The 14,904-nt window shown below is 62.2% G+C and carries 5 protein-coding genes; 2 read left to right on the top strand and 3 right to left on the bottom strand.

Annotated features, from left to right (window positions below; all coding sequences use genetic code 11):
• Positions 1 to 148: 148 nt before the first annotated feature.
• Positions 149 to 859 carry a GntR family transcriptional regulator gene (locus CAF77_RS11715; RefSeq protein WP_085654506.1) on the bottom strand — a complete coding sequence of 237 codons (711 nt, stop codon included), beginning with the start codon at positions 857 to 859 and terminating at the stop codon, positions 149 to 151.
• 193 nt (positions 860 to 1,052) lie between these two features.
• Here CAF77_RS11715 and lapG point away from each other — a divergent pair, with 193 nt between their 5' ends.
• Both lapG and lapD read left to right on the top strand, forming a co-directional pair.
• Positions 1,053 to 1,745 (top strand): cysteine protease LapG, encoded by a 693-nt coding sequence (gene lapG, locus CAF77_RS11710; RefSeq protein WP_064382647.1) that lies wholly within the window; start codon positions 1,053 to 1,055, stop codon positions 1,743 to 1,745.
• Positions 1,746 to 1,759: 14 nt separating this feature from the next.
• A complete protein-coding gene (gene lapD / locus CAF77_RS11705; protein WP_064382648.1) occupies positions 1,760 to 3,706 on the top strand; it encodes a cyclic di-GMP receptor LapD in 1,947 nt (648 codons plus the stop codon).
• Between the two features lie 162 nt (positions 3,707 to 3,868).
• Here lapD and CAF77_RS11700 read toward each other — a convergent pair whose 3' ends face one another.
• On the bottom strand, positions 3,869 to 4,207 hold the full coding sequence (locus CAF77_RS11700) for a hypothetical protein (RefSeq protein WP_039773037.1): 339 nt from the start codon (positions 4,205 to 4,207) through the stop codon (positions 3,869 to 3,871).
• A 146-nt stretch (positions 4,208 to 4,353) separates the two neighbouring features.
• Positions 4,354 to 14,904, bottom strand: a 10,551-nt coding sequence (locus CAF77_RS11695) for an immunoglobulin-like domain-containing protein (protein WP_085713963.1), incomplete at its 5' end; no start/stop codon positions are given.

Genomic DNA, 14,904 nt, shown 5'->3' with positions numbered 1-14,904 from the left:
CCTTGCGGTGCAAATTCCGGGCTGTTCAAAGCAGAAGGGAGGTTAGAGCGCAGGCGTCGATGTGCCACGGCAAATGACCGCGAGCGGAGGGGGGATTTGTAAGCGGGTTATTCGCCGGGTGAGTGGAGGCTCACCCGGGAGGGAGGATTCAGTGCGCCGCTTTGCGGCTTTGGCCGGCGGAGCTGGCGAGGTAACGGGTGATGACCTCGACACCGCGGTTGAGGTGCTGCTCCAGCAGTGTCACGGCGTGCGCGGTGTCACGCTCTTTCACGGCCTGCAACAACGCGCGGTGATCGTCCTGGGAAATTTTGCCCAGGCCCATGGCCTCGAGGTTGAAGCGCAGGAAGCGCTCTTCTTCGTTCAAGCCGTCTTCCACCAGTCGCAACAGCCGGCCATTGGGCGCCTTGCTGTAGAGCGCCATGTGAAACAGACGGTTGAGCCGACCGATTTCGGTGTAGTCGTGTTCGTTTTCCAGCTCTTCGATGAAGCTGGCGGCGCGTTCGTGGTCGGCCGGGGTCAGCAGCGGGATCGACTGGCGCAGCGCTTCGGACTCCAGCAGGATGCGCAGCTCGTAGGTTTCCGTTGCGTCACCCTGAATCAGCGGCGCCACCACGGCGCCTTTGTGGGCAGTGACGTTGAGCAGGCCCTGTGCCTCGAGTTGACGCAAGGCTTCGCGCACCGGCATGCGGCTGACACCGAACAGGTCGGCCAGATCCTGCTGGCGCACGGCGGTGCCGCAGGGCAGGCGCCCGTCGAGAATCGCGGCGCGCAGGGTTTCTTCAATGACCGAGCGCGCCAGATGCGCGGGAATCGGGCCGTCGACTTTGATGCTGTGGAGTGGCTTGGGCTTCTGGGTCACAACTGCACACCCTATGACTGCGGATTTGGATCCAAAGGACACTAGTGATTGCTCTACAGGTTGTCAAACCGTGTAGAAGAACCCTGTCACATCTGAAGTTTAGCGCGCCAGCGATGATCTCAGGATGCCATTGTTTTTTGCTGGGCTAACCTTCACCATCAAGCGCTTTCCTCTCTACCCTGGATGCCTTGCATTGGCGGTACGTTTCGCGATCCCACGGATTGCGCGCTGGCTTGCCGGCGCGCTGCTGCTGGCCGGCATCATGCTGGGCGGTCTGCATGCCGATTGGGATTTTTCCGCGATCAGCCGCAAAGCCACGGCGCTATACGGGCCGTTGGGCGCCGGGCAACAGCGGATCGACGCCTGGCAGAATCTGCTGGCTACGCAGAAGCAGGTCAGCGAGATGGAAAAGCTCAAGGTGGTGAACCTGTTTTTCAACAAACAGATGCGCTACGTCGAAGACATCGATCTGTGGCACGAGGTTGATTATTGGGAAACCCCCATCGAAGCCTTGTGGAAAGGCGCCGGTGACTGCGAAGACTATGCGATCGCCAAGTATTTCAGCCTGCGCCACCTCGGTGTGGCCAGTGACAAGTTGCGCATCACCTACGTAAAAGCGCTGCGCCAGAACCGCGCGCACATGGTCCTGACTTACTATTCCAGCCCTGACGCCATGCCGCTGGTGCTCGACAGCCTGATCGACCCGATCAAGCCGGCCGCCGAGCGGACCGATTTGCTGCCGGTCTACTCTTTCAATGCCGAAGGGCTGTACCTGCCGGGCGCCAAGGGCAACAAGAAGGTCGGTGACACCAAACGCCTGTCACGCTGGCAGGATGTGTTGAAGAAAATGCAGGCCGAAGGATTCCCGGTCGAGACGACTAACTAGGAGCACGCGCTCAGATGTCTTTGTTCAAACAGCTGTTGATCGCTATCTGTCTGTTCCTGGTGGTCGCCTTCACCGGCAGCTTCATGGTCAGTCTGGAGAGCTCGCGCACCCAGTACGTCAACCAGTTGCGCTCCCACGCCCAGGATGCGGCCACGGCGCTGGCGCTGTCGTTGACGCCGAACATCGATGACCCGGCGATGGTCGAGCTGCTGGTCAGCTCAATCTTCGACAGCGGTTATTACTCGAGCATCCGCGTGGTCGACCTGAAGACCGACCAGACCATCGTCGAGCGCAACGGCATTCCGGCGGTCACCAACGTGCCCGACTGGTTCGTCAAGCTGATCGGCCTGGAGCCGGCCGGTGGCGATGCGCTGGTCAGCCGTGGCTGGGAGCAGGCGGCGCGGGTCGAGGTGGTCAGCCATCCGATGTTCGCCCTGGCCAAGCTCTGGCAGAGCGCACTCGGCAGCCTTGGCTGGCTGCTGGTCTGCGGCGCGGTGAGTGCGGTGCTGGGCGCGTTGTTGTTGCGTCGGCAATTGAAGCCGCTGGATTACATGGTCAAACAATCCCACGCCATCGCCCGCCGCGAATTCCTCAGCCTGCCGGACCTGCCGCGCACGCCTGAGTTGCGCCGCGTAGTGCTGGCGATGAACCAGATGGTCGAGAAGCTCAAGGCGCTTTTCCAGGAGCAGGCCGAACGCAGTGAAAAACTGCGCACCGAGTCCTATCAGGACAACCTCACGGGGTTGGCCAACCGGCGTTATTTCGAGATGCAACTGAATGCGCGGGTGAGCAATCCGGAGCAGGCCAGTTCCGGTTATCTGCTGCTGTTGCGGGTCAAGGATCTGGCTGGTCTGAACCAGCGCCTTGGTGGTCAGCGCACCGATGAATTGTTGAAAGCGGTCGGCGAGCAGCTGTCCCGCGAGTGCGCCAAATACCCGGAAACCCAGAACCTCGTCACCCGTATCCGTGGTGGTGAATTCGCCGTGCTGGCGCCGGGGCTGACCCGCGAAGAGGCGCTGCAACTGGCGCAGAATCTCGACAGCGCCCTGAGCAGCCTGCACGCGACAGGTGCCACCGACGTGGCCGCCGTGGCTTCTATCGGCCTGGCACCGTTCGCTCACGGCGATTCGCCGCAAGCGGTCCTCAGCCTCGGCGATCAGGCGCTGGCCCAGGCCGAAGGGCAGGGCGAGCAGAACTGGGCGTGCCTCGATCAGAGCCTGGTGGCAGACGTCGGTGACGATCACCACGCCTGGCATCGCTTGCTCGATCAGGCGCTGAACCAGCGGCGTTTCGAGCTGTTCTTCCAGCCGGTGGTGGCGGCGCAGGACACGCAACTGGTGCTGCATTACAAAGTGCTGTCGCGCTTGCTCGACGAGCAGGGCCAGACCATTCCCGCCGGGCGCTTCCTGCCGTGGCTGGAGCGCTTCGGCTGGACCGCGCGACTGGATCGGTTGATGCTCGAACGGGTGCTGGAGCAGATGGCCGGACATGAAGAATCGCTGGCGCTGAACCTGTCCTCGGCGACCCTGGCCGATCCGCAGGCATTGAACAAAGTGTTCGAGATTCTGCGGGCGCATTCCAACCTCGGTGCGCGCCTGACCCTGGAAATCGGCGAGGAACAATTGCCGGAGCAAGCAGTGCTGGAACAGTTGACCCGCCGCCTGCGCGAGCTTGGATTCTCCCTGAGCCTGCAGCGTTTCGGCGGGCGCTTCAGCATGATCGGCAACCTGGCGCGGCTGGGGCTGGCGTACCTGAAGATCGACGGCAGCTACATCCGGGCGATCGATCAGGAAAGCGACAAGCGCCTGTTCATCGAAGCGATCCAGCGTGCGGCGCACAGCATCGATCTGCCGTTGATTGCCGAGCGGGTCGAGACGGAAGGGGAATTGTCGGTGATTCGCGAGATGGGGTTGTATGGGGTTCAGGGGCAGCTGTTCGGTGAGCCCAAGCCCTGGAAATAATGCAGCGCCAAACTGATCGTTCCCACGCTCCGCGTGGGAATGCATAAAGGGACGCTCGGCGTTCCAGTCACACCGTCGGTGTCGCGTCAGACACCGATATGACGCGGAGCGTCACGGGCGGCATTCCCACGCAGAGCGTGGGAACGATCGACTGTAGGCAAATCAGATCAACCCGCCCTCATCCTCATCAATCAACTGGCTCAACCCGCCCAGCGCTTCCCGCGCCTGGGTCCGGTCCATCAACTTGGCCTGGGCCGCCGGAGGCAAGTCGGTGACGCGGATCACGCCTTTCTGGGTCAGTACCTGAATCAGGTCGTCGAGTACCCGGATCATTTCCAGGTCGCTCTGCTTGAGCTGTTTGAGGCTGTTCTCCACGGCCTCGTTGGCGTACCAGGCCTGGATTTCATGGTGGTCGGCCGGCAGTGTTTCCGTGGCCTCGGCGTAGGCCGCAGCTTCCACGCGAATCAACTGACCCTGCGCATCGCGTTGCACGTAAAACATTGAGCATCCCTCGGAAATGGACCAGCGTCATGCTGTCAGCAGCATAGCCAACTGCACGCGAGTATGCGGTGCGCCGACGCAATCGTCACCGGTTCAAGTGCCGCAAACGTGACGGCCGCCCCGGTGGGGCGGCCGTTGTTCACGCATCAGCTGTTGTTGTGGTCGACCTTGATGGTCGGATCGCTGCCGGCAATCAGGTTGTGAATGTTGGCACTCGACCAGTTGTTGCCTTCCAGTTTGATCGTCACGTCCGGTGTCGCGGCCGCGGCATCGCCCGAGTTGAACTTGCCGCCAGAGCTGACTTGCAGCGACGACACGCCGTCGACCGTGGTGATCTTCAGGAAGTTGTCGATGGTGCTGCCGGTCTCGCCTTGCAACAGGTCGCGCAGGTCGATGCGGTCGCCTTCGCTGGCCTTGAAGTCCTTGATCACGTCGTTGCCGGTGTCGCCCGCCTTCCAGACGAAGGTGTCCGCACCGGAACCACCGATCAGGATGTCGTTGCCCTGACCGCCGATCAGCGTGTCGTTGCCCGTGCCGCCGAGCAGGATGTCATTGCCCTTGCCGCCGTCGAGCAGGTCGTTGCCGCCCGAGCCGAACAGGATGTCATTGCCCGCGCCGCCCAGCAGCGTGTCGTTGCCGTCGTGGGCACCGGACACATCGAACGCCTGATAGTGCTCGGTGATGTACTGGTGCACGTTGCTGGTGGTGACTTTGCTGACGTCGACCCCGGTTTCCTTGGCCACGAACGCCTGCATTGCCTGATAACCCTCGCCGGCAATGCCGTTGAAGCTCACCAGGTCGCCGAACAGGATGTCGTTGCCGTCGCCACCGCTGACGGTGTCGTTGCCCGGCATCGTCGCTTCGGTGTGACCGATGATCGAGTTGGCCAGGTCCTTCGGATCGATGTTGGTCTGTGGCGTCTTGTCCGAATCGTACGGTTTCAGGTCGTTGAGGCTGACACCGCTGTTGATGCCGATGGCTTCAACGTTCGACAAACCGTTGAGCAAGGCGAAACCGCTGCTGGCGTTATCGGTGGTCGTCGTCGTGGTGCTGCTGCCGTTGCCCGCCAGGCTCGAGAACTCGTAAGTACCGTCACCCTGGGCGTGCAAGGTGCCGAAGTTCTGGTACGACCAGTTGCCGCCGGACTTGGTCCAGACCGTCACGTAGCCCGAGGCACTGATGTCGATCTGGTGCGAGCTGTCCGGGTAGAGGCTGACAGCTTTGCCCAACTGATAGTTGCTGGTGGTGATCAGGCTATCGAGGGTTTTGTTGCCGTAGAGCGTCGGGTTGGTCGACTCGTTGCTCTGGTAGTAGGTCGGCTGGCCGTCGGTGATGAAGTACGTGAGGTTCTTCGCCCCGGTGTTGGCCACGGCCTCGGCACTCTGGAACCAGTTGGCGGTGGTCTTGAACACGTCCTCGTAGTTGGTGCCACCACCGGACGACATCGAGTCCAGCACGGCCTTGAGCAAGGTCAGTGCGTTCGGGTCGTTGAGGTTCACCGATACGGACTTGTTGACCTGGGTATCGAAGTCCACCAGGAAGATGTTCACCGTCCCCGAGTTGCTGCCGCCCAGGCTCTGCTTGAGGGTGTTGAACACCGACGTCAGCGAGTCCTTGGCGGCGTTGATCGACGAGGCGCTCATGCTGCCCGAGCTGTCGACCATGAACGCGATGTTGTAGTTGGTGCCCGGCACCACGGTCAGGCCGCCGATGTCGGCGACGATGATGTCGTTGCCGTCGGTGCCGGTGACGGTGTCGTCAGCCGAAGTGGCGACCACCGCGTTGTACACCGCTGGCACCACGGTGACCGGGATGGTTGCAGTGGTGCTGGCCGAGCCGCCAACCTGTTCGGTTGAGGTCGAGGTCACGGTCAGGTTGAACTGGCCGTTGTAGTAGGTCGGCGGGGTCACGGTCAGGGTGCCGAGGTTCCAGCCGGTGACGTTGGCGTCGCCGCTGGTGGCGGTCACGGTGAAGCTGTGGCCTGCGCCATCGCTGAGCACCGAACCGACCGGTGCGCCGCTGATCTTGATGCTCAGGGTTTCCGAGCCGTCGGTGTCGGTCAGCGCGGTGCTGATCGACGACAGTTTCACCGTGGTGCCTTCGGCGCCGGTGTTGAGCTTGTAGCCGTCGTAATAGCCTTCGCCGTTGCTGCCGTGCAGATCGGAGACGGTCACGCCGGCATTCACCAGATCCTGCACGCCGGTGTAGATCGGCACGCCGGCACTGCTCAGGTCGATCGGCGTGCTGCCGTTGACCGACAGGTTGACGTCGTAGCTGCCCGGGCCGCTCTGGTTGTGGTGGTAGATGTCCAGGGTGTAGTAGCCGCTGGTGGTCGGGGTGAACGAACCGTTGAGGTTGCCGCCCGCGCCCCACGTCGTGGACGCCACGTTCTTGCCACCGATGGTCACCAGCAGGCTGTCATCACCGGTGCCGCTGAAGGTGTAGGTCTTGCCGGCTTCCAGATAGATCAGGCCCGAGGTTTTCGACGCGGTGCCGGCGGTCACGCTGCCGTCGGACTGCACGTTGTTCACGGTACCGCTGGTGTTCGGCTTGCCTGCGCCGTCGATCACGTTTTTCAGGGTGGTCGAGTTGGCGCCGCTGCCATCAGTGCCCAGGCCCGACAGACCGGTCCAGACTTCCTTGATCAGCCCGGTGGACTTCACGCTGTTGTCGGCCACCGACAGGGTCGGTGCATCCGCCACCGGCGTGATGTCGATCTTGATGGTGCCAGTGTTGCCCAGCAACTGGCCGTCGGTTGGCTGGAATTTGATCTGCGCGTAGTCGGCCTGATTGTTACCAACGCCATTGCCACCGTAACCGTTCACACCCGACTCGTTGGCATCCGGCAGGAAGCGCAGCTTGCCGGCGTCGATATCGGCCTTGCTGAAAGTCTGGTTGTTGGCGACGTCTTTCCAGGTCGAGCCGTCCAGATACTGCAGTTTGCCTTCGCCCGGCAGCTGGGTGATTTTCACGCCCAGGCTGCTGGCCGGGCTGTCGACATCGCTGACGCCGAAGGTCGACCAGCCGAGGATCAGCGGGGTGTCTTCAGTGCCGGTGACGTTGACCGGTGCAGCGACCGGCGCATCGTTGACCGCCACCACGTTGACCGTGGTGGTCGCGGTGTTGGAGTAGTTGCCGCCATCGGTCACGGTCACGGTAATGATCCGTGGCACGGTGCTCGGGTCTTCACTGCTGTTGGTGAAGCTGATGTTCTTGATGGCCTGCATGTAATCGGCCAGCGTCGCGTTGCCCGACAGGGTCAGGGTGACGGTGCCGTTGGTGCTGTTGGCGTTGATGGTGATGCCGTTGACACTGTTGCCCAGATTCAGCGCATCGCCGTCCTGACGGTTGGTCAGCACGACGGTGGCGCCGGTCAGCATGGTGCTGTCCGGGTCGGTGATCTTGATGTCGGTGTCGGCAATCGACACGCCCGCGCCCGGGGTGTTCTCGGTGAAGGTCACCTTGTAGTCGGCCCCCGTTGCACCGCTGGAGTTGTTGGCGTCGAGGTCGATGACCGGTGGCGCATCGTTGTCGATGATCGAGGTGCTGACGCTGCCATTGGTGCTGCTGACTGCCAGGTTCTCGAAGTTGCCGCCGGTGGCCGAATCGATCTTGACCACGAAGTTCTCGGTGCCTTCGGTGATCTTGTCATCGATGGTCGCAACGTTGAACTGCGCGCTGCTGGCACCTGCCGGGATCTTCACTGTGTACACCCCGGTGAAGTCCGAACCGTCGGCGGCGGTGCCGCTGTAGACGATTTTCAGGGTGACTTCGGTTTGCGCCGGGTTGGTCAGGCTGACGGTGTAGGTTGCGGTCTGACCTTCGGTCACCGAGGTGCTGCCGGTGATGCTGACGGTGGTGGTGTCGATGGTATCGGTGACGCTGGTCACGGCTGGTGTGTTGCTGGTCACCAGGTTTTCGAAATTGCCGCCCGTGGCATTGGTGATCGTGGCCTGCACGTTGCCGGCGTCTTTGTAGACGTCGTCAGCTGGCGCAGGAACGGTCACGGTGCCGGTGGTCTTGCCCGCTTCGATGGTGATCACCGAACCGTTGCTCAGGGTCACGGTCACTGGCGAGCCTGCGGCGTTGGTCAGGGTTGCGGTGTAAGTGATCGAGCCACCTTCGGCGACCGAGTTGGTGGCGCTCAAGGACAGGTTGGTGGTGTCGATGGTGTCGGTGACGGTGGTGCTGACCGGTGTCTTGTCGGCCACGAGGTTTTCGTAGTTGCCGCCGCTGACGTTGGTGATGGCGTTGGTCAGCGGAGCGTGGCCGGTCAACGCGTCGTTCGGCGCGGTAGTGGTCACGGTGCCGGTGGTTTTGCCGACTTCGATGGTGATCGACTGACCGTTCGACAGAGTCACGGTCACTGGCGAGCCAGTCACCGGCGCACCGACAGTGGCGGTGTAGACAACGTTGCCACCCTCGGCCGCTGTTGCGGTCGCGGTCAGCTTCACGGTGGTGGTGTCGATGGTGTCAGTGACGTTGGTCACGGCCGGTGTGTTGCTGGTCACCAGGTTTTCGAAGTTGCCACCGGTGGCCGACTTGATTGTTGCCTGAACAGTGCCGGCGTCCTTGTAGACGTCGTCGGCTGGCGCAGGAACGGTCACGGTGCCGCTGGTTTTACCGGCTTCGATGGTGATCACGGCGCCGTTCGACAGGGTCACGGTCACTGGCGAGCCAGCGGCGTTGGTCAGGGTTGCGGTGTAGATGATCGAACCACCTTCGGCCACGGTGCCGGTCGCGCTGAGCGTCAGGTTGGTGATGTCAATGGTGTCGGTGACGGTGGTGCTGACCGGTGTCTTGTCGGCCACGAGGTTTTCGTAGTTGCCGCCAGTAACGCCAGTGATCGCGTTGGTCAGCGGCGCATGGCCGCTGAGCGCATCGTTCGGCGCGGTGGTGGTCACGGTGCCCGTGGTCTTGCCGACTTCGATGGTGATTGACTGACCGTTGGCCAGATTCACGGTTACCGGCGAGCCAGTCACCGGCGCACCCACGGTAGCGGTGTAAGTGACGGTGCCACCCTCGGCCGCTGTTGCGGTTGCGGTCAGCTTCACGGTGGTGGTGTCGATGGTGTCAGTAACGCTGGTCACTGCTGGCGTGGTGCTGGTCACCAGGTTTTCGAAATTGCCGCCCGTGGCGTTGGTGATCGTGGCCTGCACGTTGCCGGCGTCCTTGTAGACGTCGTCGGCTGGAGCAGGAACGGTCACGGTGCCTGTGGTTTTACCGGCCTCGATGGTGATCACGGCGCCGTTCGACAAGGTCACGGTCACTGGCGAGCCAGCGGCATTGGTCAGTGTGGCGGTGTATGTGATCGAGCCACCCTCGGCGACCGAGTTGGTAGCGCTCAGAGACAGGTTGGTGGTGTCGACCGTGTCGGTGACGGTTGTCGAAACCGGGGTTTTATCAGCCACCAGATTTTCGTAGTTACCACCGCTCACGCCGGTGATGGCGTTGGTCAGCGGTGCATGACCGGTCAGCACGTCGTTAGGCGCGGTGGTGGTCACGGTGCCGGTGGTCTTGCCGACTTCGATGGTAATGCTCTGGCCGTTCGACAGGTTCACGGTCACTGGCGAGCCAGTCACAGGAGCGCCCACGGTGGCGGTGTAAGTGACAGTGCCGCCTTCAGCCGCCGACTCGGTGGCGGTGAGTTTCACCGTGGTGGTGTCGATGGTATCGGTGACCTGGGTCACGGCAGGAACAGTGCTCGGGACCAGATTTTCGAAGTTGCCACCGGTGGCATTGGTGATCGTGGCCTGCACGTTGCCGGCGTCCTTGTAGACGTCATCGGCTGGCGCAGGAACGGTCACGGTGCCGGTGGTTTTGCCGGCTTCGATGGTGATCACGGCGCCGTTCGACAAGGTTACGGTCACTGGCGAACCAGCGGCGTTGGTCAGGGTTGCGGTGTAAGTGATCGAGCCACCTTCGGCCACGGTGCCGGTCGCGCTGAGCGACAGGTTGGTGGTGTCGACGGTGTCGGTGACGGTAGTGCTGACCGGCGTCTTGTCGGCCACCAGATTTTCGTAGTTGCCGCCCGTCACGTTGGTGATGGCGTTGGTCAGCGGCGTGTGGCCGTTGAGTGCATCGTTAGGCGCCGTGGTCGTCACGGTGCCGGTGGTTTTACCCACTTCGATGGTGATGCTCTGGCCATTCGACAGGTTCACGGTCACTGGCGAGCCAGTCACAGGAGCGCCCACGGTGGCGGTGTAAGTGACAGTGCCGCCTTCAGCCGCCGACTCGGTGGCGGTGAGTTTCACCGTGGTAGTGTCGATGGTATCGGTGACCTGGGTCACGGCAGGAACAGTGCTCGGGACCAGGTTCTCGAAGTTGCCACCGGTGGCGGTCGAAATGGTCGCTTCGACTTTGCCGGCGTCTTTGTAGACGTCGTCTTTCGGTGCGTCGACGGTCACGGTGCCGGTGGTTTTGCCAGCTTCGATGGTGATGACAGCGCCGTTCGACAGGGTCACGGTCAGCGGGGTGCCGGCCGGGTTGGTCAGGGTAGCGGTGTAAACGATCGAGCCGCCTTCGGCCACGGTGCCGGTCGCGCTGAGCGACAGATTGGTGGTGTCGACGGTGTCGGTGACGGTGGTCGAAACCGGGGTTTTGTCAGCTACGAGGTTTTCGTAGTTACCGCCGCTCACGCCAGTGATCGCGTTGGTCAGCGGCGTGTGGCCGTTCAACGCATCGTTTGGCGCAGTGGTGGTCACGGTGCCAGTGGTCTTGCCCACTTCGATGGTGATCGACTGACCGTTGGACAGCGTCACGGTGACGGGCGAACCGGTCACAGGTGCGCCCACGGTCGCGGTGTAAGTAACGGTGCCGCCTTCAGCCGCCGACTCGGTGGCGGTGAGTTTCACCGTAGTGGTGTCGATGGTGTCGGTGACTTCGGTCACGGCCGGAACGGTGCTCGGCACCAGATTTTCGAAGTTGCCACCGGTGGCGGTCGAAATGGTTGCTTCGACTTTGCCCGCATCTTTGTAGACGTCGTCTTTCGGTGCGTCGACGGTCACGGTGCCGGTGGTTTTGCCGGCCTCGATGGTGATCACGGCGCCGTTCGACAAGGTCACGGTCACTGGCGAGCCAGCGGCGTTGGTCAGGGTCGCGGTATAGGTGATCTGGCCACCCTCAGCCACGGTGCCGGTCGCGCTGAGCGACAGGTTGGTGGTGTCGATGGTGTCGGTCACAGTGGTGCTGACCGGAGTTTTGTCGGCGACCAGATTTTCGTAGTTGCCACCGCTCACGTTGGTGATCGCGTTGGTCAGCGGAGCATGACCGGTCAGCGCATCGTTCGGCGCGGTGGTGGTCACGGTGCCAGTGGTTTTGCCCACTTCGATGGTGATGGTCTGGCCGTTCGACAGGGTGACGGTCACTGGCGAGCCGGTGACAGGTGCACCCACGGTCGCGGTGTACGTAACGTTCCCGCCTTCAGTCGCCGACTCGGTCGCGGTCAGTTTGACCGTGGTGGTGTCGATGGTGTCGGTGACTTCTGTTACGGCTGGAACGGTGCTCGGAACGAGGTTCTCGAAGTTGCCACCGGTTGCATCCTTGATGGTGACTTCGACTTGGCCGGCATCTTTGTAAACGTCATCGGTAGGTGCTGGAACGGTCACCGTGCCGGTAGTTTTACCGGCCTCGATGGTGATCACGGCGCCGTTCGACAGGGTCACGGTCAGCGGGGTGCCAGCCGGGTTGGTCAGGGTAGCGGTGTAAACGATCGAGCCGCCTTCGGCCACGCTGTCGGTCGCGGTCAGCGACAGATTGGTGGTGTCGACGGTGTCGGTCACGGTGGTGCTGACCGGCGTTTTGTCAGCGACGAGATTTTCGTAGTTACCGCCGCTCACGCCGGTGATCGCGTTGGTCAGTGGCGCATGACCGTTGAGCGCATCGTTTGGCGCAGTGGTGGTGACGGTGCCAGTGGTCTTGCCCACCTCGATGGTGATCGATTGACCATTGGCCAGGGTCACGGTGACCGGCGAGCCAGTCACAGGAGCACCAACGGTGGCAGTGTAAGTAACGGTGCCACCTTCAGCGGCCGTTTCGGAAGCGGTCAGCTTCACGGTCGTCGTGTCGATGGTGTCGGTGACTTCTGTTACGGCTGGAACGGTGCTCGGAACCAGGTTCTCGAAGTTGCCACCGGTGGCGGTCGAAATGGTTGCTTCGACTTTGCCCGCATCTTTGTAGACGTCGTCTTTCGGTGCGTCGACGGTCACGGTGCCGGTGGTTTTGCCGGCCTCGATGGTGATCACGGCGCCGTTCGACAAGGTCACGGTCACCGGAGTGCCGGCCGGATTGGTCAGGGTCGCGGTGTAAACGATCGAACCACCCTCGGCTACCGAGCCAGTTGCGCTCAGGGTCAGGTTGGTGGTGTCGACGGTGTCGGTCACGGTGGTGCTGACCGGCGTCTTGTCGGCCACCAGACTCTCGTAGTTACCGCCGCTCACGCCGGAGATCGAGTTGGTCAGTGGCGCATGACCGTTGAGCGCATCGTTTGGCGCAGTGGTGGTGACGGTGCCAGTGGTTTTGCCGACTTCGATGGTGATCGACTGACCATTGGCCAGGGTCACGGTCACAGGCGAACCGGTGACAGGCGCACCGACGGTAGCGGTGTAAGTAACGGTGCCGCCTTCAGCCGCCGACTCAGTCGCGGTGAGTTTCACCGTGGTGGTGTCGATGGTGTCGGTGACGTTGGTCACGGCCGGAACAGTGCTCGGCACTAGGTTCTCGAACCCACCGCCGGTAGCGGTCGAAATGGTCGCCTCGACTTTGCCGGCGTCCTTGTAGACGTCGTCTTTTGGTGCATCGACGGTCACGGTGCCGGAGGTTTTACCGGCCTCGATGGTGATCACGGCGCCGTTGCTCAACGTTACGGTCACCGGAGTGCCGGCAGCGTTGGTCAGGGTCGCGGTGTAGGTGATCTGGCCACCTTCGTTGACTTCCGGCGTCGCGCTCAGAGTCAGGTTGGTGGTGTCGACGGTGTCGGTCACGGTGGTGCTGACCGGGGTCTTGTCGGCCACCAGATTTTCGTAGTTGCCGCCGCTCACGCCGGTGATCGAGTTGATCAGCGGTTCGTGACCGTTGAGTGCGTCGTTCGGCGCGGTAGTGGTCACGGTGCCGGTGGTTTTGCCGACTTCGATGGTGATCGACTGACCGTTGGACAGGGTTACGGTCACAGGCGATCCGGTTACCGGAGCGCCGACAGTCGCGGTGTAAGTGACGGTACCGCCTTCAGCCGCCGACTCGGTCGCGGTCAGTTTGACCGTAGTGGTGTCGATGGTATCAGTGACTTCGGTAACAGCTGGAACAGTGCTTGGCACCAGGTTCTCGAAGTTGCCGCCGGTTGCATCCTTGATGGTGACTTCGACCTTGCCCGCGTCTTTATAAACGTCATCGGCGGGGGCTGGAACGCTCACGGTGCCGGTGGTCTTACCGGCTTCGATGGTGATTACGGCACCGTTCGACAGCGTCACGGTGACCGGCGTGCCCGCCGGGTTGGTCAGGGTCGCGGTGTAAACAATCGAACCACCCTCGGCCACGGTACCGGTCGCAGTCAACGACAGGTTGGTGGTGTCGACGGTGTCGGTGACCGTAGTCGAAACCGGGGTCTTGTCGGCAACGAGGTTCTCGTAATTGCCGCCGCTCACACCAGTGATCGAGTTAGTCAGTGGCGCATTGCCGGTCAACGCATCGTTCGGCGCGGTGGTGGTCACGGTGCCAGTGGTTTTGCCCACTTCGATGGTGATCGACTGACCGTTGGCCAGGGTCACGGTGACAGGCGAACCGGTCACTGGCGCGCCAACGGTAGCGGTATAAGTGACAGTGTCACCTTCAGCTGCCGATTCGGTCGCAGTGAGTTTTACCGTGGTGGTATCGATGGTGTCGGTGACTTCGGTGACGGCCGGAACGGTGCTTGGCACCAGGTTCTCGAAGTTGCCACCGGACGCATCCTTGATGGTCACTTCGACTTTGCCGGCATCCTTGTAGACGTCATCGGCCGGGGCTGGAACGGTCACGGTGCCGGTGGTTTTACCAGCGTCGATGGTGATGACCGAGCCATTGCTCAAGGTTACGGTCACCGGGGTGCCGGCAGGATTGGTCAGGGTCGCGGTGTAAACAATCGAACCACCCTCGGCGACGGTGCTAGTGGCGCTCAGGGTCAGGTTGGTGGTGTCGGCAACGTCGGTAACCGTGGTCGAAACCGGAGTCTTGTCGGCCACCAGATTTTCGTAATTACCGCCGGAAACGCCGGTGATCGAGTTGATCAGCGGTTCGTGACCGTTGAGTGCGTCGTTCGGCGCGGTGGTGGTCACGGTGCCAGTGGTTTTGCCCACTTCGATGGTGATCGACTGACCGTTGGACAGGGTTACGGTGACAGGCGAGCCGGTCACTGGCGCGCCAACGGTAGCGGTATAAGTGACAGTGCCACCCTCAGCCGCCGATTCGGTCGCAGTGAGTTTCACCGTGGTGGTGTCGATGGTGTCAGTGACTTCGGTGACAGCGGGAACAGTGCTTGGCACCAGGTTCTCAAAGTTGCCACCGGACGCGTCCTTGATCGTGACTTCAACCTTGCCTGCGTCTTTGTAGACGTCATCGGCCGGCGCCGGAACGGTCACGGTGCCGGTGGTTTTACCAGCGTCGATGGTGATGACCGAGCCATTGCTCAAGGTTACGGTCACCGGGGTGCCGGCAGGATTGGTCAGGGT

The sequence above is a fragment of the Pseudomonas sp. R15(2017) genome, assembly GCF_002112685.1.
In the GTDB taxonomy this organism is placed as follows: domain Bacteria; phylum Pseudomonadota; class Gammaproteobacteria; order Pseudomonadales; family Pseudomonadaceae; genus Aquipseudomonas; species Aquipseudomonas glycinae.
Note: the sequence above shows the minus strand (reverse complement) of the source record. Positions and strands in the feature narration are given on the sequence as shown.